We start from the raw sequence: 24060 nt of genomic DNA, 5'->3' as shown, positions 1-24060 counted from the left end.
GGCTACATCATGGCCGCCTGATTGACCATGGATTCCCTCAAAATGCCCTCGGCGGCCTTCTGCTGGTCTACATTGTAGGTTCCGTTTTCCACTTCCATGCGGATCTTTTCCACCAGCGATTCCCTTACATCCGGAACGGCTGCGATGGCCCGCTGGGCATCGGCGATAGCCTGTCCCTGCTGGCTTAAATCCAGGCGGTCCTGTTGCACAACGGTTTCCGTCGACGCCTGGGAACGATCCTCTGCTTGCGTTTGTTTTGCCTGAGCCTGGTTGCTCTGGTAGACATTGAGTACGGACTGAAGGTCGGTTCCATTGATTTTCATGATCGTGACTCCTTTTCTGGCTGTCTCGTATATATATTATTGGCCGCTTTACCGGAAAACAATAGTTTTTTTTGACGATTTATTAAAAATTCATATATCTGCGTTACGCTTCGTCCCACGGGACCGAGGAATTTTGTCATCGCGACTTTCCACGGCCCCCGGTTTTTTGGCAAAACAGGATTAAAAAGAATTTGCAGATTTTTTGCCGATACCTTAAATTGAGGCGCATTGACCACTGAAAACCCGACATTTTCCCCAAGGTGACCGATATGACCGAAATTCCCCCAAGAACCCAGGCCAGGGATGCCAACGAAATTGAATTCATGCAGGCGGTCAGCAACGTGATGAGCAGCGTGAAACCCGTCTTGGACCAGACCCCCGAATACCGCCACCACGGGATTGTGGAGCGGATTGTGGAGCCGGAGCGGATCATCACGTTCCGCGTTCCATGGCTGGACGACGGCGGTCGGGTCAGGGTCAACCGGGGCTTTCGCATCGAGATGAACAGCGCCATCGGTCCATATAAAGGCGGGCTGCGGTTCCATCCTTCCGTCAACCAGAGCATCCTCAAATTCCTGGCCTTCGAACACGTTTTTAAAAATGCTCTCACGACCCTGCCGATGGGCGGTGGCGCGGGCGGCTCGGATTTCGATCCCAAGGGAAAGTCGAACGATGAAGTCATGCGTTTTTGCCAGAGCTTCATGGCTGAACTGTTCCGCCACATCGGAGCGAACACGGACGTCCCTGAGGGAGATATCGGGGTAGGATCCCGCGAAATCGGCTATCTGTTTGGTATGTATCGCAAACTGGACAATCGATTTGCCGGCGTGCTCACCGGTAAGGGCTTGAACTGGGGCGGCAGCCTGATTCGACCCGAAGCGGCCGGGCTGGGCTGCGTCTATTTTGCCGCCCAGATGATGGCGCGCCGCAACGATACGCTGGAGGGCAAAACCTGCCTGGTATCCGGTTCCGGCAATGTGGCCCAGGCCACCGTCCGCAAACTGATCGAACTGGGCGCCAAAGTGGTCGCCATGTCCGATTCGTCGGGTCACATTTATGACGAAGAGGGAATCGACGCGGAAAAGCTCGCTTTTATCCAGCGCCTGAAAAATATCCGTCGGGGGCGCATCGGCGAATATACCGAAAAATACAGCCATGCAAGCTTCACGGCGGCCGACCCAGCCCAGGAAGAGAACCCTCTCTGGCGTCACCGTGTGCAATGCGTCTTTCCCTGCGCCACCCAGAACGAAATCAACAAGGCCGACGCCTACCGCCTGATCAACAACAATGTCAAAATGATTTGCGAAGGCGCCAGCATGCCCTGCACCGAAGAAGCCCAGGAAATTTTCATCGACAAGGGCCTCCTATATGCCCCAGGCAAGGCGGCCAACGCGGGCGGCGTGGCCGTTTCGGGTCTGGAACTGACCCAGAACAGCATTCGCCTGAGTTGGCTGGGCGAGGAGGTGGAGCAGCGGCTTAAAATCATCATGAAAGGCATCCACGACACCTGCCTGTCTGCCGCAGAGGCTTACGGCCACCCGGGAAATTATCTCGTGGGGGCCAATATCGCCGGTTTTGTCAAAGTGGCCGACGCCATGTTGGATCAGGGGGTAATTTAGCGTCCCCTTACTTTACCGATACCGCCTTTCGTGATTGATCCATTTGTCCGAAGGCGGTTTTTTGTGTCATGAAATCAATACGCAAGCCCATCCTGATCGTCATTTTGACCCTTGTGGTCGGGTGTGCGATCGTTTTTAGCGGCCTGTCCGCCTGGATCGGTTCCAGGTCCGGTCGTCATTGGCTGCAATCCAGAATCGACACGGTGATTGCCGGCACGGTGACCCTTGAGGAGATCCGGCTTTCGCTGATCGCACCGCGCCTTGAACTGGCCGGGGTTGCCTTATATGATCCGCAGGGAACGAAGGTAGCGGGTGTTGACCGTTTTTCCGTCACCCTGCGCTGGTTGCCGCTCCTGCGCCGTGAAGTCCGCATCACGAATATTGACCTAAAAACCCCCTGGGCGGATCTGATCCAGGACAAGGCCGCGGGACTGAATCTGATGGCCGCGGTTGCGGTTGCCGAATCCGAAAAAACCGAAGCGGCGCCTCCGAAGGAAGGCGGCGGCCTGCCCGTCAATATCGTTTGCGACGCATTGCACCTCTCCGGTGGCCGCCTCTCTTTTAAAACGATGGATGGCGGTATCAAGGTTCAATTGGACGACCTTTCCCTTCTCGGTGCCGGCAATCTCGGTGCAAGAAAGGCCGAACTCTCGTTAGACGCGCCTCGCATTGAATATGGGTCAACGGCCCTTTGCTTGCCGCAAACGCACCTCGCCATCAAGGCACTGATGGACGGCGACCACTTGGAACTGACAACCCTTCGCATCATCGCCGGCAACACCACGGCAAATCTTCAAGGCTCCGCGACGGCGCTGACCACCCAGCCATTCGTTGACGCGTCGCTCGACATCCAGAGCGAGCTTGCCGAGATCGTGAACGTTTTGGCGAGTTCAGGCGATTACAGCGGCAGGATCGAGGCTGGCCTGACCTTCAAGGGCTCCGTGGCCAACCCTATGGCCAAGCTGGATCTGAAAATGGATAAGGGCCTTCTGGCCGGCAGGCCGGTGGATCGGCTGCGGCTGTTGCTGAACCTTGAAGACCGCCTGGCCACCATTAGCGACACTGCACTAGAACTTGCCGGCGGCACCATCGGCCTTGACGCGACGGTAAATCTAAAGGATGCATTTCCATCGGACCTTCTTACCCCACCGGCCGACCTGAATGCCCTTGCTTATACCCTCGATCTAGATTTCGATATTCCGGAGTTGGCGCCGTGGGTCGTACCACAGGCTGAAATCGGCGGCGCCCTTGACGGCAAGGCGCACCTCGAAGGCACGGGGATCGACCTTTCGGCTATGGCTGCCCGGCTGACACTCGATGCAAAAGGGAAGCGCCTGTCTGCCCCCAATACGGCAATCCAGCCCATGGATGCCAACCTGAGCCTGACGGCGCGCCTGGAACAGGGAACGGCGCTCATCGATCAATTGACCGCCGCTACCCGAGGATTGAACCTGATCGGCACAGGCCGTTTGGGTATTCAGGCCAAGAACCTGCTCGCCGACCTCAAGGTCGATGCCACGGATCTCGCACCGGTTCTGGCCCTTGCCGGTGTCGAAGCGGCCAGGGGCACCGTCGACGCCACCGTACACGCCCAGGGATCCCTTGACCGGCCCCAATTGGCGCTGAACCTGTCGGCCGCCGACCTCAGTGCCGGCGCTTACGCCCTGGGCGATCTGAACATTGAAGCCGACATGGACACCGAAGGCCACCTGAAGCTTTCCGCCCTGACCCTGCAAAACAACCAATCCCATATTCAGGGCAGCGGCCGTTTGCGCCTCCAACCCGGCAGCTTTCGGATCGATTCGGATACCTCCACCGAAGCGGTGTTCGCGTTCACCGCTGTTTCAGCCGCCGATTTTATGCCTGCGGCGCCGCCCGTGGATGGCACCTTGAATGGACGGCTGGCCATAAACGGCCCCTTGAAAGCGCTGCAGGGCGACCTTACTCTCAAGGCAACCTCCCTGGCCCGCCAGGGCATTACCATCGGCGACCTTGACACCCATCTGATCTGGAACAATGGCACACTTCATGTTCAGCGGCTGAAACTGGCCAATCAGGATTCAACCCTCTCGGCCCATGGCGACATGCAGCTCTTTCTCCCCGGCACCACCCAGCCCATGGATGACCCGTCGTTCACCGTCGACCTTTCTTCCGACCACCTCGACCCGGAAATCTTCACTGATCTGGCCAAGGGTGATTTCAGCCTGCGGGCGGCGCTCGCTGGAAATCTCAGCGCCCCCAAAGGAACCATCTCCTTAAAAGGCAAGGAAATCGAGATTGGCGGCCAATCCCTCGAAGCGCTTTCCCTGGACGGCCGTCTTGATCCGGGCAGGTTATGGATTGACCGGCTTGCAGCGCAACTCGCGTCTACGGGTACCATCGATGTGGACGGCTGGGTGGGAATGGACCGTAACCTGGACATCCGACTGAACGCAGACGGCATCGATCTTGCCGATATCAACGCCCTTAAGGAAAAGACTCCCATCGGCGGCAGGCTGAGCGCCACGGCCACGGCTCGGGGGACCCTCGAAAACCCGGAGGTAAGCGGCAATTTAACCCTTGCCGACATCACCGGCAATGGCGCAGCCATGCACGATATGCACCTTGATTTTGGCCTTAGCGACATGCGGGCCAAGGCCAGGGGCGATGTCGGCTTCGGGCTGGATGCGGCCTGCGATTTGCGGCAGGGGAATTTTCAAGCCGATCTTCTTTTCGATCATACCGAGACAGCGGCCTATTTCAAGGCTGCAGGTCTTGAGAACCTCAGCGGCAACCTCTCCGGCCGGATCAGCGCGTCCGGCAACATTCACGATACGCCTCATCTCAAGGCGAACGTCGCCATTGACGCCCTGCATCTTTTTTCACATGAAATATCCTTGGTCGAGGCCGACCGGCTGCGTATGAGCCTGGAAGACGGTACCCTTTCCATCCCCGAATTCGATATGCGTCTGTTAACCACCGGGGACCTTTCCCTGAAAGGCGAAGCCAACCTGAACGGCAGCCTGAACATGCGGATCGACGGGCATCTGCCCATTGCCGCCGCCGGCGCCTTCGTTCCCGACCTGGAAGACGCCACCGGCAGCGTGGCCATTAACGGCAGGATATCCGGCACCGCACAGGCACCGGGGATCGATGGTCGCATCGACCTTGACGCCGTCGCCATGGAGATTCCCGGTCTGTCCCAGAAGCTTCACGACTTGAACGGCCATGTCGAGATTTCCGGTGACACCATCCGGTTTCGGGACATTGGCGGTTTCCTGGACACCGGCTCCTTCGGTATTGACGGAACCATCGGCCATGAGAAGTTTTCGCCAACGAATGTCAGCATAGGGATCAAGGCCAAGGCCCTTCCTCTGGAAGTTCCCGACACGCTTTCCCTTTTGCTCAACTCGGATATCGACATCACGGGCCATGACGGGGTCGCCGAGGCCAGCGGAAAAATTCTGATTCTGGAAGGCGTTTACTACAAGGACGTGAAGATCAGCCTGCTCAAACTTGCCACCACGCGCGAGCGCGAGATTCGTCCGGAGTCCGCGCCCCTGTCCGTCCCCTACTTTAAAACGGTCAAGCTGGACATCGACATCGGCAGCCGAAAACCCCTTACCGTGGAAAACAACCTCGCCGATCTCGAAATCAGCCCGGATCTTAACCTCGGCGGAACCCTGGCCCGCCCCGTTGTCAGCGGCCGGGCTCAGGTCAAGGAGGGGACCATCACCTTCCAGGAAAAGATCTTTGAGGTGACCAGGGGCGTGATCGATTTCGTCAATCCTTACAAAACCGAAGCCGAGATCGACATCACCAGCGAAGCCACGATCCGCAGCTGGACGATCACCTTGTCCATCAAGGGACCGCCGGACAACCTGGAGCTTAAAATGACCTCCAACCCCACCGAGACCGAGGCGGATATTCTCTCCCTGATTCTTTTGGGCCGAACCAGCGGCGAACTGAGAAACGGCGAGGGTGGCACCAAGAGCAGCAACGCACAGATCATGGCGGGAATGATTGCCAGCACATTTGGCGAGGATATCAAGAAACGCACCGGGGTGGACATCCTGCAAGTGGAGGAAAGCGGCGACGACGATGAGGAAAACGGGGTAAAGGTCACCGTGGGAAAACACCTGTCCGACCGCATGACCGTCAAATACGCCGTGGAATCCAAGGACGGCGAAATCGTCCAGCGGGCCATATCCGAATACAAGCTGCTGGAAAACATCCTGGTCAGCGGTTTCCAGGGCAGTGACGGCATTTACGGATCGGAGTTGACCTTCCGCATCGAATTCAGGTGAAACCGGAAATGGACCGAAAGTCTGGTATAATACTGATTTTTTGGTGGTGGACGGCGTTAGCCGCGATACTGCTGTACGCGCTGCCCGCTCCTGCCGCACAAGACGCCCTGGAGCCGGTTCATACCAAAGATACCGTTGGCGTCGGCATGGTCGTGGCTGGGATCCAGGTCATCGTCAAGGCCCCGCCGGACAGGATAGGCGACAACGAGGCCCTGGCCCGCCAGCTGATTGCCATCAAAACAGGCGATTTCCTCACCGAGGACGCCATCCAGACGTCCATCGACGCCCTGCGGCTTTCCAACCGGTTCACCGCTATCGATGTGGATTCGCGCACAACGCCCGAGGGCGAGATTCTGGTGGTTACCCTGACCCCTCAACAAACCATCGAGGATATCCGCATCCACGGCAACGAACCCATTTTCGAAGCCGACATCCTCAACCAGATGACCCTCTATCCCGGCGACCCTTATACGGAGCAGGATCTTTCCGAGCAGGAAAAGGCTGTCGTCAAGCGCTACAAAAAAGCGGGCTACATCGACCCTAAAGTGTCGGTCGAGGTCCTGCCGCACGACGAGGGCGAAAACGCGGTGATCGTCGTCGACATCACCAAAGGCCCCCATTATCGGCTGGGCAATTTGACCTTCGAAGGCCGCCGGGGGCTATCCAAGGCCATGCTGAAGCTGCACATGCGCGTTTGGCGAAATACGCTCTGGCCCACCGGTCGATTCAGCAAATATTGGCTGAAGAAAGACATGGACAGCCTGCTGTCCTACTATCGGCACAAAGGCTTTGCCGATGCCGCACTATCCTACCGCACAGCAATAACCGAGGACGGACACCATGTGGATGTCATGGTCAGTATCGACGAAGGCCCCCGCTACGAGGTTTCCTTTGTGGGCCATCATCGATTCTGGACGTTCACCCTGAAAAAGGACGTGGCCATCTACAGCATTGGCAACCGCAGGAACAGAGGCGTCAGAAAAACCCTATCGAACATCAAGCAACGCTATCATGATGATGGATTTCTCGAGGCCCGCGTAGAGGTGAAACAAAGCCCGGTGCCTGACGCCCCGATTCCCACCACATTGCTGCAATTTGCCATTCACGAGGGTCCGCAAACAAAAGTCGAAAGCGTCCACATCAGCGGCAACCATTCCATTGAAGAACAAAAGATCGAAAAACAGATGCTCACCCGCCTCCCCGGGTTGCTACACGATGGCGCCTATGTGCCCGAAACGCTGGAAGAAGACGTTTTCGCGGTGCGCACCCTTTACATGCGGGAAGGGTTTCAGGAAGAGGACGTGAACGCCAAGGTCGATCTCAGCGCGGATAAAACCCAGGCCAGGGTGAACGTGGAAATTAGTGAAGGCCCGCGCACACTGGTGGAATCCGTCGTTATCAAGGGGCTCTCGGTTGAAGGGCTTATCGAAGAAAACGTCAAGCCCCGGTTGGCCCACAAAGTTGGGGAGCCGTTTCGCCAATCGGCCCTGGAGGCCGACAAGCAAACCATCGCCAGCCTGGTCTCCGAAAAAGGGCACCCTTATGTGACGGTCGCGGCCAAGGATGCGTTCAATGCGGACAAAACCCAGGCAACCGTTGAATATACCGTCGATCCCGGTCCACTGGTCACCCTGGGCGAGATTTTCATTTCCGGCAATCTGAGGACCAAGGAACACATCATCCGCCGCGAACTGGCCCATGAGCCCGGCACCCTGCTCTCCTTGCAGGCCCTGAACGACGGCCAGCGCAGTTTGAGGGACCTGTCCATCTTCCACGATGTCAACTATCGTACCATCGGGCTCAAGGAAAAGGCGGATACGGTCACTCAGATCGTGGAAATCGAGGAGGCTAAGCCCTATTATGCAGAATTCAGTCTCGGCTACGAATCGGACAGCGGCCTTTACGGCAAAACCAAAGTTGGCGACCACAACCTTTTCGGGCTGGCCAAGGATCTGTGGGCCGGCGGCGAGGTCAGCGAAACCGGCTTCAAGGTGGAAAGCCGCCTGACCGAGCCGCGACTGTTCGGAACCCATATCGCGGCGACCTTCGGCGCCTATCACGAGGAACTTACCGAATTCAACCAACCCTTTGGTACCCGCACCAGCGGCGGATCGCTGACCTTCGGAAAGGACTGGGGCAAACACCTGACCACTGCCCTTACCTTTCGTCTGGAAAAAAAGGACCAGTTCAGCGCCGACGACCGTTCCTCCACCGATGAGACCGAGGAAGACACACGCACCATTTTCGTGACCACGCCTTTTGTCCGTTACGACAGTCGGGACGACTTCGTGCGGCCGAAAGAGGGTCTTTTGTCCTCCTTCAGCGTGGACCTTTCCAAGGGAATCCAGAATCAACTGGACGATTTCGTACGCTACCAGTTCGACACGCGCTATTACCTGACGCCTATCGAGCGGCTCACCTTCGCCGGCCTGGCCCGTTTCGGCAAGGTCATTTCCTATTCGGACACCAGCAACGTCCCCGACGACCAGTTGTTCTTCCTGGGCGGCATCCAGGACGTGCGCGGGTACGACGAAAACCTGCTGCGCTTCAATATAGACGGAGATCCCTTGGGCGGACAGTTGGCCATGGTGGGCAGCCTGGAAGTGCGCATCAATTTGGGTTATAATTTCGAACTGGCAGCCTTTTTTGATACCGGCACCGTCAGGGAAACCCAGGAGGATTTCGGTTCGGACAACTGGCGATCGTCCGTCGGCCTCGGCCTGCGCTACATTACGCCCATCGGCCCCATGGGACTGCTCTACGGATATAAACTGGACCGGGAGGAGGGTGAGTCGGCCGGACGGCTGCACGTATCCATCGGTTATAGTTTCTGACCGTCGAAAAAGTCGAGCCCCGCCCCTTGCCTTTTTCTCAAGGTCCTCTTTTCATTGCCGACCGGATGCAGAATCAATCCGGGATTGCCGCCATCTCACGGTTGACAAGGGCAAATCCGACTGTCATATTCTGCCTGCCGTTTTTTCCGGCCTTTCCATCATCGATGGAGCGTGCCCCTTTCGGCATGTTGACAGCCAACGATAAAAACTTCAGCCTTTCGGGATGAGGTGGTTTTTGGGAACTGACGGACAACAAAACACTTCCTTTATCCAGGTTTCCGGACTGCAAAGCATCAAGACGAAAATCATCTTTTTTGCCTTGCTGGCCACGATTATTCCTTCCCTTACCCTGGGCGCCCTCTCCTATGCCCAGAACCGGAAACTTCTCCACAACAAAATCGCCAACGAGCTCTACAACACGACAACCCAGACCGCCGGGGAGGTGGACTTCTGGCTCAAAGCGAGGCTTTACGATCTGAAGGTCTTTTCCAGTTCCTATATCGTCTCCGAAAACCTTCAGCGGATACTGGGGAAACAGCAGGACAATATCGAACGACTCGTCGCCCTGGACCGGGTCAAGGCCTACCTGCAATCGGTCCGCCAGAAATTTACGGACTATCGCGAACTGATCCTGGTGAACATGATCGGAGAGTCCCTTGTCAGCAGCGGTACCGAAACTCCCGTCGTCAACCTGCCGGATCAATGGTTCCAGCAGTTGGAAGAGGGGAAACCGGTCATCGGAACACCCTATTGGGATCCCACCCTCAAACGACGGGTGGTTGTCCTGGCCGAAGAAATCAAATCCCCCGACAATAAACGCCTGGGCATCCTGGCAACCAAGACCGACCTGGCCTCCCTGGTAAACATACTCAGACGCAAGGCCTCCAAAAGCACCGATGAAATCTATCTGACCGATGCCAGGGGAACCCTCATCGCCACTTCTGCCCCGGACTTTGACGGATCGTCACGATCCGATCTGGCGGCAAAAACGCTGGCTGCGGGCGTTGATTTTTCCCGGTTGCCGGTTGAGTACGACAGCCACCGCGATCAAAAGGTGGTGGGGTTGGGGGCCATGGTCCCGTCATCAGACTGGGCCGTGGTCGCGGAGATGGAAAAATCGGGGGCCTATGCCGACATCGTGCGGCTGGGAACCTGGACCGTCGTACTGGTTTGCGTCCTGCTGATGGCCATGGGCCTGTTCGCCTATCTGCTGGGCCATAGCATCGTGAAACCGCTGCAACGCCTCAGCGGAGAAGCGGGCAAGGTCGCCTCGGGCGATCTGGAGGTGGATCTCCCCGTCCACGGCAATAGCGAGGTGAGCTACCTGACCCAAGTGTTCAACCACATGGTGGCCAGTTTGCGGCGCGGGCGGGAAGAAATCTCGCAGGCCCACGAGGCCTTGATCGAGAAAAATCGGGAACTTCATCGGCTTTCAATCACGGACAGTCTTACCGGGATATTCAACCGCAAACATGTGATGGACCTGTTCGACATGGAGTTCATCCGAACCCAACGCTACGGGACACCCTTTTCCGTGCTGATCGCCGACCTCGACCATTTCAAGTCCGTCAACGATACCTACGGCCATCTTGCCGGCGATTCCGTACTGCGGAGCATTGCCAAGGCGATGGTCGAATCGGTGCGGGCGTGCGACCATGTCGGGCGGTACGGAGGTGAGGAGTTTGTTGTCGTTCTTCCCAACACCGCCATCGATGGTGCCATGGACATGGCCGAGCGCATCCGCCAGACGATCCGCCGGGTCAAATTCAACAATGACGGCGAGGAGTTCTCAATGACGCTCAGCGTGGGGGTGGCGGTATGCCACGATGACGATAACAGTGTGGAAGCGATCCTCAAGCGGGCCGACGATGCCCTTTATCGGGCCAAGGCCAACGGGCGCGATCAGGTTATCGGGCCGTGACCAGAGATTGATGGACCCAGCCGGTCTGGTCATTTTCCGTGTCGATTCGGATCCAGTTCTCTTTATAACCATGCCCCACGATCACTGTACCGCTTTTCAGGGTATTGGACACCTTGTAGTTGAGTCCCGGTCCTGTCCGCAGGTTGGTGTTTTTGATCACCTTTAGCCGCAGGGGATGGGCGAATGCGGTCTCACCGATCAGTCTGTCGCCTTCATCGCGTCCTTGAAACTGGCCGCCTACCGAAGCGACCTGGTTTTTCGACTGCACGGCCAGGTAAAGCGCACCGCCAAAATTCCGCGCCTTGAATTCAGCGGTGCTCTGGCCAAGCAGGCGCTTGGCTTTTTCAAGCACCTCGATTTGATCCTTATTCTCGTCGTTATCGATACGACTTTGCAGAGATTTGACCGCGATCTCCGCTTCGGCAATGGTGGATGCCGCTTCCGCTTTGCTTTCGACGGTACGCAGTTTGGACTTGGTCCGCACAACTTCGGTGATGGCGCTGTCCAGCCGTTGCTGGCGTAAAACGGCGCGACGCTGCAGTTCGATATTCAGGGCCTCTTTTTGCAGCAACTGAATTTCCAGATCGGCAACCCTGCGTTCCAGATCTTCAATTTCGGAGCGGCTGGAGACAAGATCTTTTTGAAGCGTGCGATTTTCGCCAGCCAACCGGTCGGCTTTTTCCGTGGGACAGGTCGGACAGTCCGGAACCTCGGGACAGGGTTGTACCGGCTGTTGGATGCAGCCTGCCGTCATTGCGGTCAGCCACAGAAAAACGAAGCATGGGAAAAATGGACGCCAATTTTTTGGATGCGGTTCAGGCATTGGCTCTTCTCTTATAGCCGTACGTATTGTCATCATTGAAAAAATAGTCGAATCGAATGGATTGGTCAAGCTTTCGTATAGGAAATCTCGATTCTGTCAAACCTACTTGCTCGATGCCTATTCACGCGATGTAAGTACGATCCCCAGACAGACCAGTACCAGTGCCACCAGGGCCGGCCACTCGAGGTGTTCGCCTTCCAGCAGCGCAACGGAAAGCAGTACGGCGCATACTGGAATGAGAAAACGGTATGCAGCTATACTGGAAAGCCGGTTGTGCCGGATGAGCAGGTACCATATGGAAAAAGCGGCTGCGGACAGAAAGCTCAGATAGAGCAGCAACGCCAGTGACGGACCGCTGAATGTCATCATCGAAGGAGGTTCCAGAAACAGCCCCAGCAGGAACAGTATCAGTGCGCCGATTACTAGCTGGTAAGCGGACATGAGCGGTGGGTAGACGCGCACGGAGACTTTTTTGACGACCACCAGCGCCAGGGTGGATGAGATGGCCGCCAGCAGGATGAATCCTTCGCCGGTTAAGGTTACTTGGAAATCCAATCCATGCCCCTGCAGGTTGACCAGAAGGATGCCCAGAAAACCGAATATCAGCCCGATACTTTTTCGCGAAGTGATCGGATCGTCCTTGAACAGCAGGTGAGAACACAGCGCCAGGAAAAAGGAACCTGCACTGATGATAATAGACGCCTTCACCCCCGTGGTGTTGGACAATCCAATATAGAAAAAGGTGTACTGCAGGGTTGTCTGAAAAAGGCCGGTTATGGCCATGGCACCATAATCGCCAGGACGGGGCAAGCTTACAGATCTTCCCGAAAGCCTTACGCCAGCGAATATCATCAGGCCGGCCAGGAGAAAACGATAAGCCGCAAAGTACAGTTTTCCTCCGGTGCTGTCCTGGATGGACAGCATAACGATTCCGGTCTTTACCAGGGGAAAGGCGCTTCCCCACAAAAGGGCACAGATCAGCGCCCAGAAAAAGACAGCCGGTGGCCAGGTAAACAGGTTGTCGCGGTTGAGCATCGGTGCAGAATCTCCCTAAAAACTACCGCCAGCGAATATTTGCAGGGCGATACGCAAGGGAGACCGGCCATCCCCGATGCAGGGTCATGGTTGCCAGCCGGGATTCGGCGACCCGCACCACCAGGATCAATGATCCGATGCGCACATCGGCGAACAAATTACCGCTCCTCTTCTCCAAGGCAAGCCGAATGACGGTTCCTTGGACAACTTTTGTAGTGGAGTTGTCAACAGTTTCCCTTTCGCCGAGAATCCGGATGTCACCCGGATCAAGAAAGGCAGTGGCATCGGCGCTCGGCGGCACGGATACCAAAAGCCGTTGATCGTCGTCCAGCCTTTTGCCGTAAACCTCATCATCCTCGCGAGCCCAGGGCCCGAATATCATGTTGCTCCTGCCACTGCCGGCCAGTTTCCCCTTGAACAGGTGGATCACCTCGTCACAAACATCGTGGAGCCACTGCCGGTCGTGGCTGGCTATCACCAACGTGGTACCCCATTCGCTGCGGGCCCGCAGGGAGGCGCTGCGAATCAGTTCGCTGGAAGCGGCATCTACACTGGCAGTAGGTTCGTCCAACAGCAGCACTAAAGGCTTTAACACCAGACGGGCCGCCAGGGCCACCCGTTGGGCCTCGCCGCCGGACAGTTCATCCCATTGCCGCCGGGAAAAAGTCTCGGCATCCAGCCCGACCAGATTCAGGGCATCATGGGCCGGCTGGCGCCAATCTCCTCTTTCGCCGCGGACTTTCAACCCGTAAGCGACGTTGTTGAACACCGTGCGCTTCATCAGATAGGGTTCCTGGGTCAAAAGCGTCACCTGGGAGCGGATGGCTTCGTCAAAAGGAAAGGCCTGTTCCCCTTTGAACAGGATGCGGCCCTCGGTGGGCTGGAAAATAAATGCCATGAGCTTCAGCAGGGTGCTTTTCCCGCTGCCGTTGGGTCCCACCAGCCCCAGAATGGAAGAAGGCGCGACCGTCAACCGGTCGATCTCCAGGACCGGTTGACCGTTGTAACGGTGGATTAGTTTTTCAATCCGGTAGATGGGATCGGGCACCGCGTGGGACTCCTCTTGATCATCCGGCATTCTATTTTTTTCTCAAAAACGACAGACAAACATTAACGGCAAATGCGATGCCGATAAGCACCAGACCCAGGGCAATGCCGGTGGCGAACATTCCCTTGCCGGTTTCCAGGGCGATAGCCGTGGTGATGGTGCGGGTATGCCACTTGATGTTGCCGCCCACCATCATGGAAATGCCCACTTCCGTCATCACCCTGCCGTAGGCGGCAAGCCCGGCGGCCAGCAGTCCGTAGCGCACCTCCCACAGGCTGCTGAAAAGCAATTGCCGTCGGCCGGCCCCCAGGGAGACCAGCAGGGTCCGCAAATGGCGGTCCATACTCTCCACGGCCGTTGCGCTCAGTGCGATAACGATGGGCAGCGCCAGGATGGTCTGGCCGATGGCAATGCCGGGCAGGGTAAAAAGCAGCCCCATCTCTCCCAGCGGCCCCCGGTTTGAAATAAAGGCATAGACCACCAGGCCGATGAAAACAGTTGGCAAGGCCAGGGCCGTATCCACCAGCAGCCGGGCCTGACGTTTAGCCGGGAAATCGAAATACCCCAGAACGAATCCCAAAGGGATGCCCAGCACCAAACTGGTCGCCATGGACCCGGTGGATGCCTTCAGCGTAGCGGCGACCGCCGACCAGGTCTGACCGTCACCGCCGAAAAGCAGATGGATGGCTTCGATGAAACCGGCAAGGATAAAGTCCATCTATTTTGCGTTGGGAACAAACAGCGGCTTGCCCAGCAATTTGAAATCTCGGATCAATTCCTGGGCCTGGGCACCTGCCAGCCAGTCGGAAAAGGCCGTCGCCAGGTCGTATTTGGCGCTGGTGCAGCGCTTGGGATTGACCGCCATGACACTGTACTGATTCAAAAGAATTTTATCCCCTTCCACCAGGACTTTCAACGGCGGGTTGCCTTTCAAGGTATCGGCATATTTGATGTAGGTGCCGCGGTCGGTCATGGTGTAGCCCTTGCGCTCAGCGGCGATGTTGATGGTGGCCAACATGCCCTGACCGGTCTGAACGTACCAGGCTTCCTTTTCCGGGACATCCCCTCCGGCGGCCTTCCAGAGAGAAATCTCTTTTTTGTTGGTTCCCGAGTTGTCTCCGCGGCTGGCGAAAACCGCTTTTTTGGAGCGGATGGCGTCCAGCGCATCGACAACGTTCTTTCCCCGGATGCCGGCCGGATCGTCTGCCACGCCGATAATCACGAAATCGTTGTACATGATCTCCCGACGGTCCACGCCGAACCCCTGTTCTACGTACTTCTTTTCGGCCGGCGGAGCGTGCACCAGAAGTACGTCCACATCACAGTTCTCACCCAGTTTGAGGGCTTTGCCGGTGCCCACCGAGGTCCACTTCAGTTCGATTCCGGTGGCTTTGGTGAAATGGGGCGCCAGGTAATCCAACAGCCCGGTGTTGTCGGTGCTGGTGGTGGTGGCCATCATCAGCACTTTGTCGGCGGCCATTGCCGGCAGGGCCATCAGAAGGGTCAGTGCGCCGATCAGACATGTTCTTGCCAATATTTTCTTTGCATTCTTCATAGGATACCTCTCTAGTTTGGAAGTTTTTCCGCAACAGGCTGCAGGCAAACTTCGGTATTCGGGTTAAAGAAATTTAAATTATGGCCCGTCGCCTGTGACGGGTTTACAGTGTTTGGGTACAACGATCCGTTGGAAAATAGGTTCTGGAATTGGCCGCTTGTGGATGGTCGCTATCGAGGTTCAGTCTTGCTGGCCAGCTTCCTCGGTCTCCAACTCATGGGGGAAAATCATTTTGCCACTTATGGACACATCATAGCCTTGCAGTTCTTCCGCCGCCTGGATGAAGGCTTTTTCGTGCAGCAGGCTGAGAAAATATTGAACGCCTTGGTCGAAAAATCGTTCCCGGGTCACCACCATGTCGTAGCGTTCCTGGCGTAAGGGGAAGAAATCGAGTCCCAACAGGGACGCTACCGGCCGGATCCCCGGACCGGCATCGGCTCGGCCGCTCAATATTTCCAGGCCGACATCCATGTGTCGGTTCACCTCGTTATCGTAGCCGGTAATGCGTTCACCGGCAACCCCTGCCCGTTTCAGTTCGCGGTCGAAAAGCAGTCGGGTGCCGGTGGCCAGGGAGCGGTTGACGATCCGGACACCCCGCTTGCCCAGATCTTTCACGCTTTTGATTTTGCCCGGATTGCCGGCCTGCAAAAGAATGCCCTGGTCCCGTTTGCAGAAATTCACCACCACGGGCATGCGCTCGAATTGACCCTGCAGGAAATCGAAATTATAATCGCTGCCGTTTTCCTGGAGAAGATGACTGGTGGCCATGTGACAAAGGCTCTTGCGCAAGGCGTTGATGCCGCCCACAGAGCCCAGGTTGCCGAAAACGGCCAGATGACCGGGGTAGCGGCTGTTGAAAATGGCGAGGGTCTTTTCCAGAAGGATATCGTTGCTTCCCGAGATGACGAGCAGTCCGTCGTAGGGGGGCAGCGTTTTGTGTGCCTGGGGGTAATTGACCGTGTTGGACTCGACCCATTGCTCCACCAGATGCTTGGGAAAGATCCACTTCCCGGTCACTTTGGAGGCCGGCAGTCCCTTTTCGGAAATCAACGTGTAGACCATTTTCTCATTGATTCCCAAAAATTTGGCGACCTCTTTGGTTGAAAGCATCTGTGCCATGGTATGTTCTTTTCTGTTCGGGGTAACGGTTAGGGCGGGAATCTACCCTGGGAATGTGTTAGTAAATAGGTATCGTTACCGTATATGTCAACCCGCTTGAAGGTTCTTCCACCTATAAATGGCAAAAACAAACCCATACGAACGAATTCCAACCTTTCCGGTGGAAGTCCACTCTCTTCTCGAACATAGTCGACCATCAATTATTTTTTTGAGTTGACGGGCAACGCGCCGGCCGGTTAGATTGGGTGCGAATTTCTTTTCCCGGAAAAACTACCGCCATGCTCAGCGAAAAGCAGAAACTGGACACCCTGATGGTGCTGGGGATCGAGCTGAACCGGATACTCGACTTGGACATCCTCCTGGAACGGGTGTTGACGAGGGCCCGCCAGTTTGTCGATGCCGATGCCGGTTCGATCTACATCCGGGAAGGCAATCGGCTCAATGTTGCCCATTCCCAGAACGAAACGCTTCAAAAGCGGCTCACGGATGAAGAAAAGCTGATCTTTTCCACGTTTTCCATTCCTATCGACGAGATGAGCATCGCCGGCTTTGCCGCAGCCACGGGAAAGGTGTTGAACATCCCGGACGTTTACAAACTGCCTCCCACCAAAAGTTATCACTTCAATAAAAAATACGATAAAGTTTCGGGATACGTCACTCGCTCCATGCTCACCATTCCGCTGGTGAGCAGCAAGAAAGAGGTCCTGGGCATTTTGCAGATCATTAACGCCCAGGACCAGGAAAAGCGCATTCAGCCTTTCAGCCGCATCGACGAAAAAGTGATGCTCCATTTTGCCGGGATTGCCTCCGTGGCCCTGGAGCGCGCTCAGATGACCCGCGCAATGATCCTGCGGATGATCCGCATGGCCGAGATGCGCGACCCCCAGGAAACCGGGGCCCACGTCAACCGCGTGGCAGGCTTCTCCCTGGAGATTTACGAACAGTGGGCCAAACGGCGCAACCTCGACCGCAAGGAAATCGACAAGGCCAGGGATGCCCTGCATATGGGGGCTATGCTCCATGACGTAGGCAAAGTGGCCATATCGGATACGATCCTGAAAAAGCCCGCGCCGCTGAATTTCGAGGAATTTGAAATCATGAAGCGCCACACCGTTCGCGGTGCACGCCTCTTTTCCAACCTGCAGTCGGACTACGATGAAGCGGCCGCCATTATCGCATTGAACCACCATGAGAAATGGGACGGATCCGGATATCCCGGTCATGTGGATCCCGTATCCGGCAAGGCCATGCCCGGCTATGAAAGCAAAGGCAACAGACCTGCGCCCGGAAAAAAAGGAGAAGAGATCCCGCTTTTCGGGCGCATCGTGGCCATTGCCGACGTCTATGACGCCCTCAGTTCCAAACGCAGCTACAAGGAGCCGTGGGACGAAGCCCGCTGCATTGAAAGCCTCAGACGGGGAGCCGGCAATCATTTCGATCCTGAACTGGTGGAAATTTTTATCAACCAGATTGCTTTCATCCGCGCCATCCAGGCCAGGTTCAAGGAAAACGACCTTCATCCGGCAAGCGGCAATGCATGAAGCGCCATGATCAATCGACTCATCGCCAATACCATCCCCCTCCTGCCTGAACGATTCGTATGGCTGTTTTCCCGGTCCTATATTGCCGGAGAGAGCGTCGATGCAGCCATGTCGGCCTGCCGGTCCCTGAATAGCGATGGCATCAAAACTACCATTGACATCCTGGGCGAGTTTATCCGTAGTCTGGATGAAGCCCGTAAAAACAGGGACGAATATCTGGCCCTGATCGAAACAGCTCAAGGCGCCGGCATTGACGGCAACTACTCCGTAAAGCCCACCATGTTCGGGCTGCTTATCGATGCCGAGGTCTGCTATGCCCATATCCGGGACATCGTGGCCAAAGCCGCAGATTACGACAATTTCATCCGCATCGACATGGAAGACTCCGGATGCGTGGATCTGGAGATCGATCTGTTCCGCCGTCTGAAAGCCGAGTTCCCGAAAAACGTGGGGCTGGTGCTTCAGGCTTACCTTCGCCGTACTCGAAGCGACCTCGAAAGCCTGATGGACCTGCACACCCCGGACGTCCCGCTCAATTTCCGCCTCTGCAAGGGCATCTACGCAGAACCGCGGCGCATCGCCTTTCAGCGACACGAGGAAATCAATCTCCACTTCCTCGAAGATCTGGGATTCATGCTGCAAAAGGGTATCTATCCGGGAATTGCCACCCATGATCGTGCCTTGGTGGACGGCGCCCTGAAGCTCATCGAAAGCTACCAGGCGCCCCGGGACCGCTATGAATTTCAGATGCTTTACGGGGTCACGCCGGAATTGCGGAGCAGCATCGTCGATGCCGGCCATACCATGCGGGTCTATGTGCCTTACGGACGCCACTGGTTCGGCTACTCCACCCGACGCTTAAAGGAAAACCCGAAAATCGTCAGCAGTATCGTCAAATCTCTCTTGTTGAATCGGTAATCCGGCCGTTTCCAACTGTCCGGCGATTTTCGAAAACCGGCGCAATCAAGAACAAACATTTGGGATAGACAAATGAAAGCGACCAAGCGCATTGCCCTGGTGGCGCACGACGAGCGCAAGCAGGACCTTTTGATGTGGGTCCGCCAGAATGCGGATACACTGGCCAAACATGAGCTATTCGCCACCGGAACGACCGGCAAACTGCTCGCCGACCAGTGCGGACTGGCGATCACCCGGATGAAAAGCGGTCCTTTAGGCGGCGATCAGATGCTCGGGGCCATGATCGCCAAAGGTGAACTGGATCTTCTTATCTTTTTCTGGGATCCCATGTCGGCCCAGCCCCACGACGTGGATGTCAAGGCCCTGCTGCGCATGTCAGTGCTTTACAACATCCCGACCGCCTGCAACCGGGCCACGGCCGACTTTTTTATCACCAGCCCCTGGTTCAACACCGATTACGAACAAGTGGTCAAGGATTTCAGCGGTTATATCCGCCGGCCATTGGAGTGAAGTTAATTGTAGCTCCCAAAATGGGGCGCTCCACCCCTGGAGCAACGAAGCTGTTACTTTACCGCATCATCCCGACTACTTGCAGAAAGACAGTTTGGCAGGCATTTCCTCCCAAAATCTTCAATCAAGAATTCTTCCATTTTTCTTCTTGTTAGAGATTTCATAGCATCGAAACAGGTTTCGAGACTGCATCTCTTTTCGATGCATTGCTTGACATCAAGCCACAAAAAATGACACGAAAAACAAACCTGATTTTTTATCAGTTTTTTGGGAAAGACCGGAAAGAAAGGCCGTTAAATAGTGGAAAATGCGATATTGGAAGTCTTCTCCGACTACATCTGACCGTGGTGCTACTTCAGTACCGGGCGTATTGATGTGGTCTTCTAATGAAATGATTTCATTGGGAATTTTTACTCACACTCCCGGCTTGGGGAACGAATGGGGAACTAAATTGGGGAACTATGAAGCCTTCCTTCCGCTATGGACTGAAGGCTCTGCCCCCTACTCCACCAACCCTACCCAATCCCCCGTCCCAATAAACTGCCCTTCATTTCTATCCTTTCATTGTATAACCACTATATCCTGACCCATCCGCTATAAATAATACAACATATTGTATTTATACATAAATTTCTAATGTTCGGCGTGTTTTGGGCGATATAGCATATGGCACTACTCCTGTATTTAAGTTCCAGATTTCACAACTATATTTTAATCAAAAGGGGGGCTATTATGCCGAACAAACTGCTGGAAATCAAAATTCACGAAGGAAAAACGAATACCAATATCATTCTCATCGCACCGCATGGTCATTCAGACGATGATGAAAACACCGGCATATTGACCCGTGAAATCAGGAAGAAACTCGATTGCCACGCTATTGTCAATCAAGTGTATCGCAAGCCCAAAGAACTTGATGATGGTACGATTGAGAAACCGAGTAAAGATGATAAAATTTTAGATTTAAATAATAAGGAACAAGCGAAATTACACCATAACTATCTGGAAAAAATTAAAAACTTTATCAATGAACCTGGTAAAACCCAAGTAATTTGGATTCACGGGATTAAAGACGAAAATCTTGCCAAGGAAAAAGAGGAATACGCTTACGGTGATGCCAAGTGTTTGGTTGGCTACGGCCAGGGCAATGGCAATGGACATTCGATGGATGCGGAAAAGGCCAATCAATTGGTTCGGCTATTCACAGAGAATGGCATATCTACCGTGGAAACCAACGAAAATTCGGGCAATTATCGCGGTGCCAGTGCCAACAACATGAATCAGTATTTTAAAAATCCCGAGGTTGGCCTTGCAGGTGTTAAATCCGTCCAGTTGGAATTCGCTTTTACAGGTGTGCGTGATGCTGACAGCATTGATTTTTCATCGCAAGCCATTGCCTATGCCATCGCACAATTCTTGGATGCTACGCTTGTCCCTGAACAGGAGTCCGTAATTGATAATGGTTTAGTCGAAACCGCATGCTCCCACGTAAAGGGATTGATAGATGACAATAACGCTATGCTGAAAGTGGGACAATATCTCATCGGAACGTTTTACGCAGGGAATTATGACTGGGCCAGAGAAGGGAGACGATTTAAGAACAGGTCTCTAATTGAACTGTTCGAAAGGCTGAATAATGAAGGCTATGCTCCTGCAAAAACCTGGCTCTATAATTCTGTTAAACTGGCTGTCGATGAAAAGGATTTTGATAATTTCCGTACGTACGGAAAACTGGGCCATAGTCATAAAGTATATCTGACATACGTTGAAAATGCCGAAGATAAAAAGAAACTTATCGAAGCAACCGTTGAAAAATCTTATACGGTTAAGCAACTGCGAGAAGAAATAAGCAAATTAAAAACCAAATCAGAGAGCAATGGAAAAGGTCAATCTTTACCAAATATAGACGAGGTTAGAAAACTAACACCTGAAAAACGTGCTCCAAAAATAAAAAAAGTCGAAGACCGAAAAGAAAAATTAGATGGTATGATTGAACGTTTGAGCAACGAACTTTCCATTCGTAAAAGAGAACGTAAAGAGTGTGATGAATGGCTAAAAGCATTATCAGAACCTGAAAAGTCACAAATGACAATAGAGGAAATGGAAAATAGAATGATAAAAATGGCAAAACTTATTGAAGAAAGAAAAAAACAATCTGCCGTTGAAAGTGGGGCCGATGATACTGATGAAGGTAATGAGGAAACGGAAAATAATATGGCCGAGGCAATGGCCTAATTACAGTTGAAAGTGAGTGGCACAGGCACCCGTACGACTGTAATAACGAGTGTAATGCGAAAGTGTCATAAAACGCTGAAAAGTGTAAAATAAGCGTGATTACAGGGGGATGGCGATTACACTTTTAGGACCGTTGCGTCTGGCGGTCAACACATCGCCCGTAGCAATAAATAGCCTGAAATAAGCCCGAAACAGGGCGAAAAGCCTACGGAAAGCCTGGCCAGTAATGGTTGGGCTCGTCTGTAATTTTTATGTTCACAGTTTATGGACAATGGACAGTTAGGACGAATAATAAAACACTACAGTAAATCATAATTCTATTTACAAATTCTTTTGCCGTATTCAGAGATTTCCCATATTCCATGTCTTGAAGGTGAAACAAGATATCCATTTTTCCTACAATCATTTCTTACCCATCTTACCATATTATGCCATTTAAACCGTGCTTTACCATTTTCATAAATCGTCATTTCACGAGCTTCTTTCGATAAATTAAAATAATCGGCTAAAGCATCGTACATCGATAATCCATTTTCATTCCTATCTGAAGGTCTTGTCCTGCCACCCCTTCTAATTATTTCTTTTAAAAACGGTTTTTGAATTTCTTCATAAGCAGGATACATTTTTCGCTCCTTATTTATGATAACCAGTTATAATAATGTTGTTTTTTTGAACTATAATGACATCACTGGAACGTTCAATTTTCTTTATTTCATTTTTTAAAGAACTAATGAGCCTTGCTTTATTACGTTTCGTCAGTGAAATTTTAAATGCTCCACCTGGAGCATGTTCTTTATCACCATACTGAAATATATAATCGATAACACTTCTGTTTATACCCCTTTGTTGGAATCGGGTTTTCGCATGGTCCGTAAATTGTGTTTTCATAGCTATCCTCAATTATTTTTGGTTTGATATTGGAATCTCGTAATCAGTTAGTAAACTCTCCCATTCGTTAAATTTATCGTTAAAATTTTTATATATCTCTTTGAGTTTTACGAAAACCAAATCTTTAAATTCTGGGTCATCTTGTAATACATCTTCAATTGCTTCTTCAATATCATCATCTGGGAAACTCATGCCACGTAGATAATAAAAAACCGATTCACGTAAATTACCGCTATCGATATTTTCTTCAATGGCCTCTTTAACATTGATGGTTTCTTCGGATAAAGCATCTAAAATTTCACTGATTATTTCATTATCAGCGATGCGATATATATATTGTATAAAGTTAATATGCCCAATTGTAGACGAAGGATAAAAAGCCTCACGACCTTTTTTTGTTGCTCTGTACCCTATAGCTTGTGGAATTTTCTTTTCCTGAATATATTTCCTGAACGTTGCCTTTTTAAAAATCATTCCTTTCTGTGACAACTTGGCATCAATCTCATTCCATGTTATTCCACTTTTGAATTTTGAGTTTAAAGCTTTCAGTTCCTCTAATGTAAAAAAGGGAAGGCCTTTTTTAACATTTTCCTTATACGCATCTGTATTGAGCAAAAGCTCATTTAACAACTTTCGCTGATGGGACCAGTGTTTTGGAAGTCTGTCTAAATTTTTAGATTTTGTTTTCATTCAAGAAATCCTTTCGCATTAGCGTGAAGTAGCATAGGTATATAATCGCATAAGCGAAAAAAAGTCAAGCGGAAAATTAAAACCACCTTAAAAAATCTCAAAAAATTTATAACAAGCTTAAAATATTGAATTAAAAATAATTTCAATCGTAGTCATACAATCCTATTAAACCAAAGTGTGTGTCTCTGGGTCCCAGTATAGCGAGATAGAGGCATTCCGCCTCTGATTTTTTATACCCGCCCCCCTATGGGGCATACATTTCCGAGGGCTCCGGTCTTTATTGGCCAGGGCCTTCTTGCGTTTGAAAGGAGGCACAATGCCAAGGTCAGTTGAAATCTGTCAGTTTGTCGCCCGTGCAATCAACCACACCACCTGGAACGTCCCGAAAATCCGTGATGGGGATGGTCGGTGGCGGAACATCAACAACTCCCACCTGGTTGAGAACCAGCACCGTATCAATGGACACGACCACTACGAAGACGCCATTTTCCGTGCCAAGCGGATAATGGAACAGCGGGGATGGATTACCGAAATTTCGGATTCCAAACAGCCGTGCCACGAACACCTATATTACCAGCATTACCGGTTGAGATGCTGGAAATAGCATACCATCCAAGTGTTTTCCGTACGTACGGAAAAATCTCCTAACCTACAAATTAAGCCAAAAGAGAGGGCAGTTTCCGGCTTATCCAGCAGGACTGCCCTTTTGCGTTGG

19 protein-coding genes are annotated in these 24060 nt (G+C 53.2%); 9 read left to right on the top strand and 10 right to left on the bottom strand.

All coding sequences use genetic code 11. The annotated features are described in order from the left end of the window. Nucleotides 1–2: 2 nt before the first annotated feature. On the bottom strand, nucleotides 3–323 hold the full coding sequence (flgM, locus tag GN111_RS26915) for a flagellar biosynthesis anti-sigma factor FlgM (RefSeq protein WP_155306708.1): 321 nt from the start codon (nucleotides 321–323) through the stop codon (nucleotides 3–5). Nucleotides 324–592: 269 nt separating this feature from the next. Here flgM and gdhA point away from each other — a divergent pair, with 269 nt between their 5' ends. The 4 genes from gdhA (at nucleotide 593) to GN111_RS26895 (ending at nucleotide 10983) form a co-directional block, all read left to right on the top strand. Further along, nucleotides 593–1942, top strand: coding sequence for an NADP-specific glutamate dehydrogenase (gene gdhA / locus GN111_RS26910; RefSeq protein WP_155306707.1), 1350 nt, complete (start codon nucleotides 593–595; stop codon nucleotides 1940–1942). Between the two features lie 68 nt (nucleotides 1943–2010). Beyond that, nucleotides 2011–6228, top strand: coding sequence for a translocation/assembly module TamB domain-containing protein (locus GN111_RS26905; RefSeq protein WP_155306706.1), 4218 nt, complete (start codon nucleotides 2011–2013; stop codon nucleotides 6226–6228). A gap of 8 nt (nucleotides 6229–6236) precedes the next feature. Next, a complete protein-coding gene (bamA, locus tag GN111_RS26900) occupies nucleotides 6237–9062 on the top strand; it encodes an outer membrane protein assembly factor BamA (RefSeq protein ID WP_155306705.1) in 2826 nt (941 codons plus the stop codon). A 235-nt stretch (nucleotides 9063–9297) separates the two neighbouring features. Further along, nucleotides 9298–10983: a sensor domain-containing diguanylate cyclase gene (locus GN111_RS26895; protein ID WP_170302480.1), complete on the top strand. Its 1686-nt coding sequence runs from the start codon at nucleotides 9298–9300 to the stop codon at nucleotides 10981–10983. Here the strand turns inward: GN111_RS26895 and GN111_RS26890 are convergent. From GN111_RS26890 to GN111_RS26865, 6 genes are all read right to left on the bottom strand, one after another. After that, nucleotides 10970–11737: an SH3 domain-containing protein gene (locus GN111_RS26890; RefSeq protein ID WP_170302479.1), complete on the bottom strand. Its 768-nt coding sequence runs from the start codon at nucleotides 11735–11737 to the stop codon at nucleotides 10970–10972. The genes GN111_RS26895 and GN111_RS26890 overlap by 14 nt on opposite strands. A 186-nt stretch (nucleotides 11738–11923) precedes the next feature. Beyond that, the gene (locus GN111_RS26885; protein WP_155306702.1) at nucleotides 11924–12841 is read right to left on the bottom strand and encodes a DMT family transporter; all 918 of its coding nucleotides are present in this window, start codon (nucleotides 12839–12841) and stop codon (nucleotides 11924–11926) included. Between the two features lie 22 nt (nucleotides 12842–12863). Beyond that, nucleotides 12864–13919 (bottom strand): ATP-binding cassette domain-containing protein, encoded by a 1056-nt coding sequence (locus GN111_RS26880; protein WP_155306701.1) that lies wholly within the window; start codon nucleotides 13917–13919, stop codon nucleotides 12864–12866. Nucleotide 13920: 1 nt separating this feature from the next. Further along, on the bottom strand, nucleotides 13921–14607 hold the full coding sequence (locus GN111_RS26875; RefSeq protein WP_155306700.1) for an ABC transporter permease: 687 nt from the start codon (nucleotides 14605–14607) through the stop codon (nucleotides 13921–13923). Beyond that, complete coding sequence (locus tag GN111_RS26870; protein WP_155306699.1) at nucleotides 14608–15444, bottom strand: ABC transporter substrate-binding protein; 837 nt, start codon at nucleotides 15442–15444, stop codon at nucleotides 14608–14610. 180 nt (nucleotides 15445–15624) lie between these two features. Then, a complete protein-coding gene (locus GN111_RS26865; protein ID WP_155306698.1) occupies nucleotides 15625–16563 on the bottom strand; it encodes a substrate-binding domain-containing protein in 939 nt (312 codons plus the stop codon). Between the two features lie 278 nt (nucleotides 16564–16841). Here GN111_RS26865 and GN111_RS26860 point away from each other — a divergent pair, with 278 nt between their 5' ends. The 4 genes from GN111_RS26860 (at nucleotide 16842) to GN111_RS26845 (ending at nucleotide 21767) form a co-directional block, all read left to right on the top strand. After that, nucleotides 16842–18104 (top strand): GAF and HD-GYP domain-containing protein, encoded by a 1263-nt coding sequence (locus GN111_RS26860; protein ID WP_155306697.1) that lies wholly within the window; start codon nucleotides 16842–16844, stop codon nucleotides 18102–18104. Between the two features lie 6 nt (nucleotides 18105–18110). After that, the gene (locus GN111_RS26855; protein WP_155306696.1) at nucleotides 18111–19022 is read left to right on the top strand and encodes a proline dehydrogenase family protein; all 912 of its coding nucleotides are present in this window, start codon (nucleotides 18111–18113) and stop codon (nucleotides 19020–19022) included. A 72-nt stretch (nucleotides 19023–19094) separates the two neighbouring features. Continuing rightward, on the top strand, nucleotides 19095–19532 hold the full coding sequence (locus GN111_RS26850) for a methylglyoxal synthase (protein WP_197740431.1): 438 nt from the start codon (nucleotides 19095–19097) through the stop codon (nucleotides 19530–19532). A 732-nt stretch (nucleotides 19533–20264) separates the two neighbouring features. Then, nucleotides 20265–21767, top strand: a complete 1503-nt coding sequence (locus GN111_RS26845; RefSeq protein ID WP_155306694.1) for a hypothetical protein — start codon at nucleotides 20265–20267, stop codon at nucleotides 21765–21767. Between the two features lie 317 nt (nucleotides 21768–22084). Here the strand turns inward: GN111_RS26845 and GN111_RS26840 are convergent, their stop codons facing one another. The 3 genes from GN111_RS26840 to GN111_RS26830 are packed head-to-tail and all read right to left on the bottom strand — an operon-like array spanning nucleotide 22085 to nucleotide 23345. Further along, entirely contained in the window at nucleotides 22085–22390 is a 306-nt protein-coding gene (locus GN111_RS26840; RefSeq protein ID WP_155306693.1) for a winged helix-turn-helix domain-containing protein, read from the bottom strand. A 10-nt stretch (nucleotides 22391–22400) separates the two neighbouring features. Continuing rightward, the gene (locus GN111_RS26835; RefSeq protein ID WP_155306692.1) at nucleotides 22401–22655 is read right to left on the bottom strand and encodes a DUF4258 domain-containing protein; all 255 of its coding nucleotides are present in this window, start codon (nucleotides 22653–22655) and stop codon (nucleotides 22401–22403) included. 12 nt (nucleotides 22656–22667) lie between these two features. Further along, nucleotides 22668–23345, bottom strand: a complete 678-nt coding sequence (locus GN111_RS26830; protein ID WP_155306691.1) for a hypothetical protein — start codon at nucleotides 23343–23345, stop codon at nucleotides 22668–22670. 316 nt (nucleotides 23346–23661) lie between these two features. On the opposite strand from GN111_RS26830, the gene GN111_RS26825 reads away from it, so the two are divergent. After that, a complete protein-coding gene (locus GN111_RS26825) occupies nucleotides 23662–23949 on the top strand; it encodes a hypothetical protein (RefSeq protein WP_155306690.1) in 288 nt (95 codons plus the stop codon). Nucleotides 23950–24060 lie beyond the last annotated feature (111 nt).

The sequence above is a fragment of the Desulfosarcina widdelii genome, from assembly GCF_009688965.1.
Lineage (GTDB): Bacteria > Desulfobacterota > Desulfobacteria > Desulfobacterales > Desulfosarcinaceae > Desulfosarcina > Desulfosarcina widdelii.
Note: the sequence above shows the minus strand (reverse complement) of the source record. Positions and strands in the feature narration are given on the sequence as shown.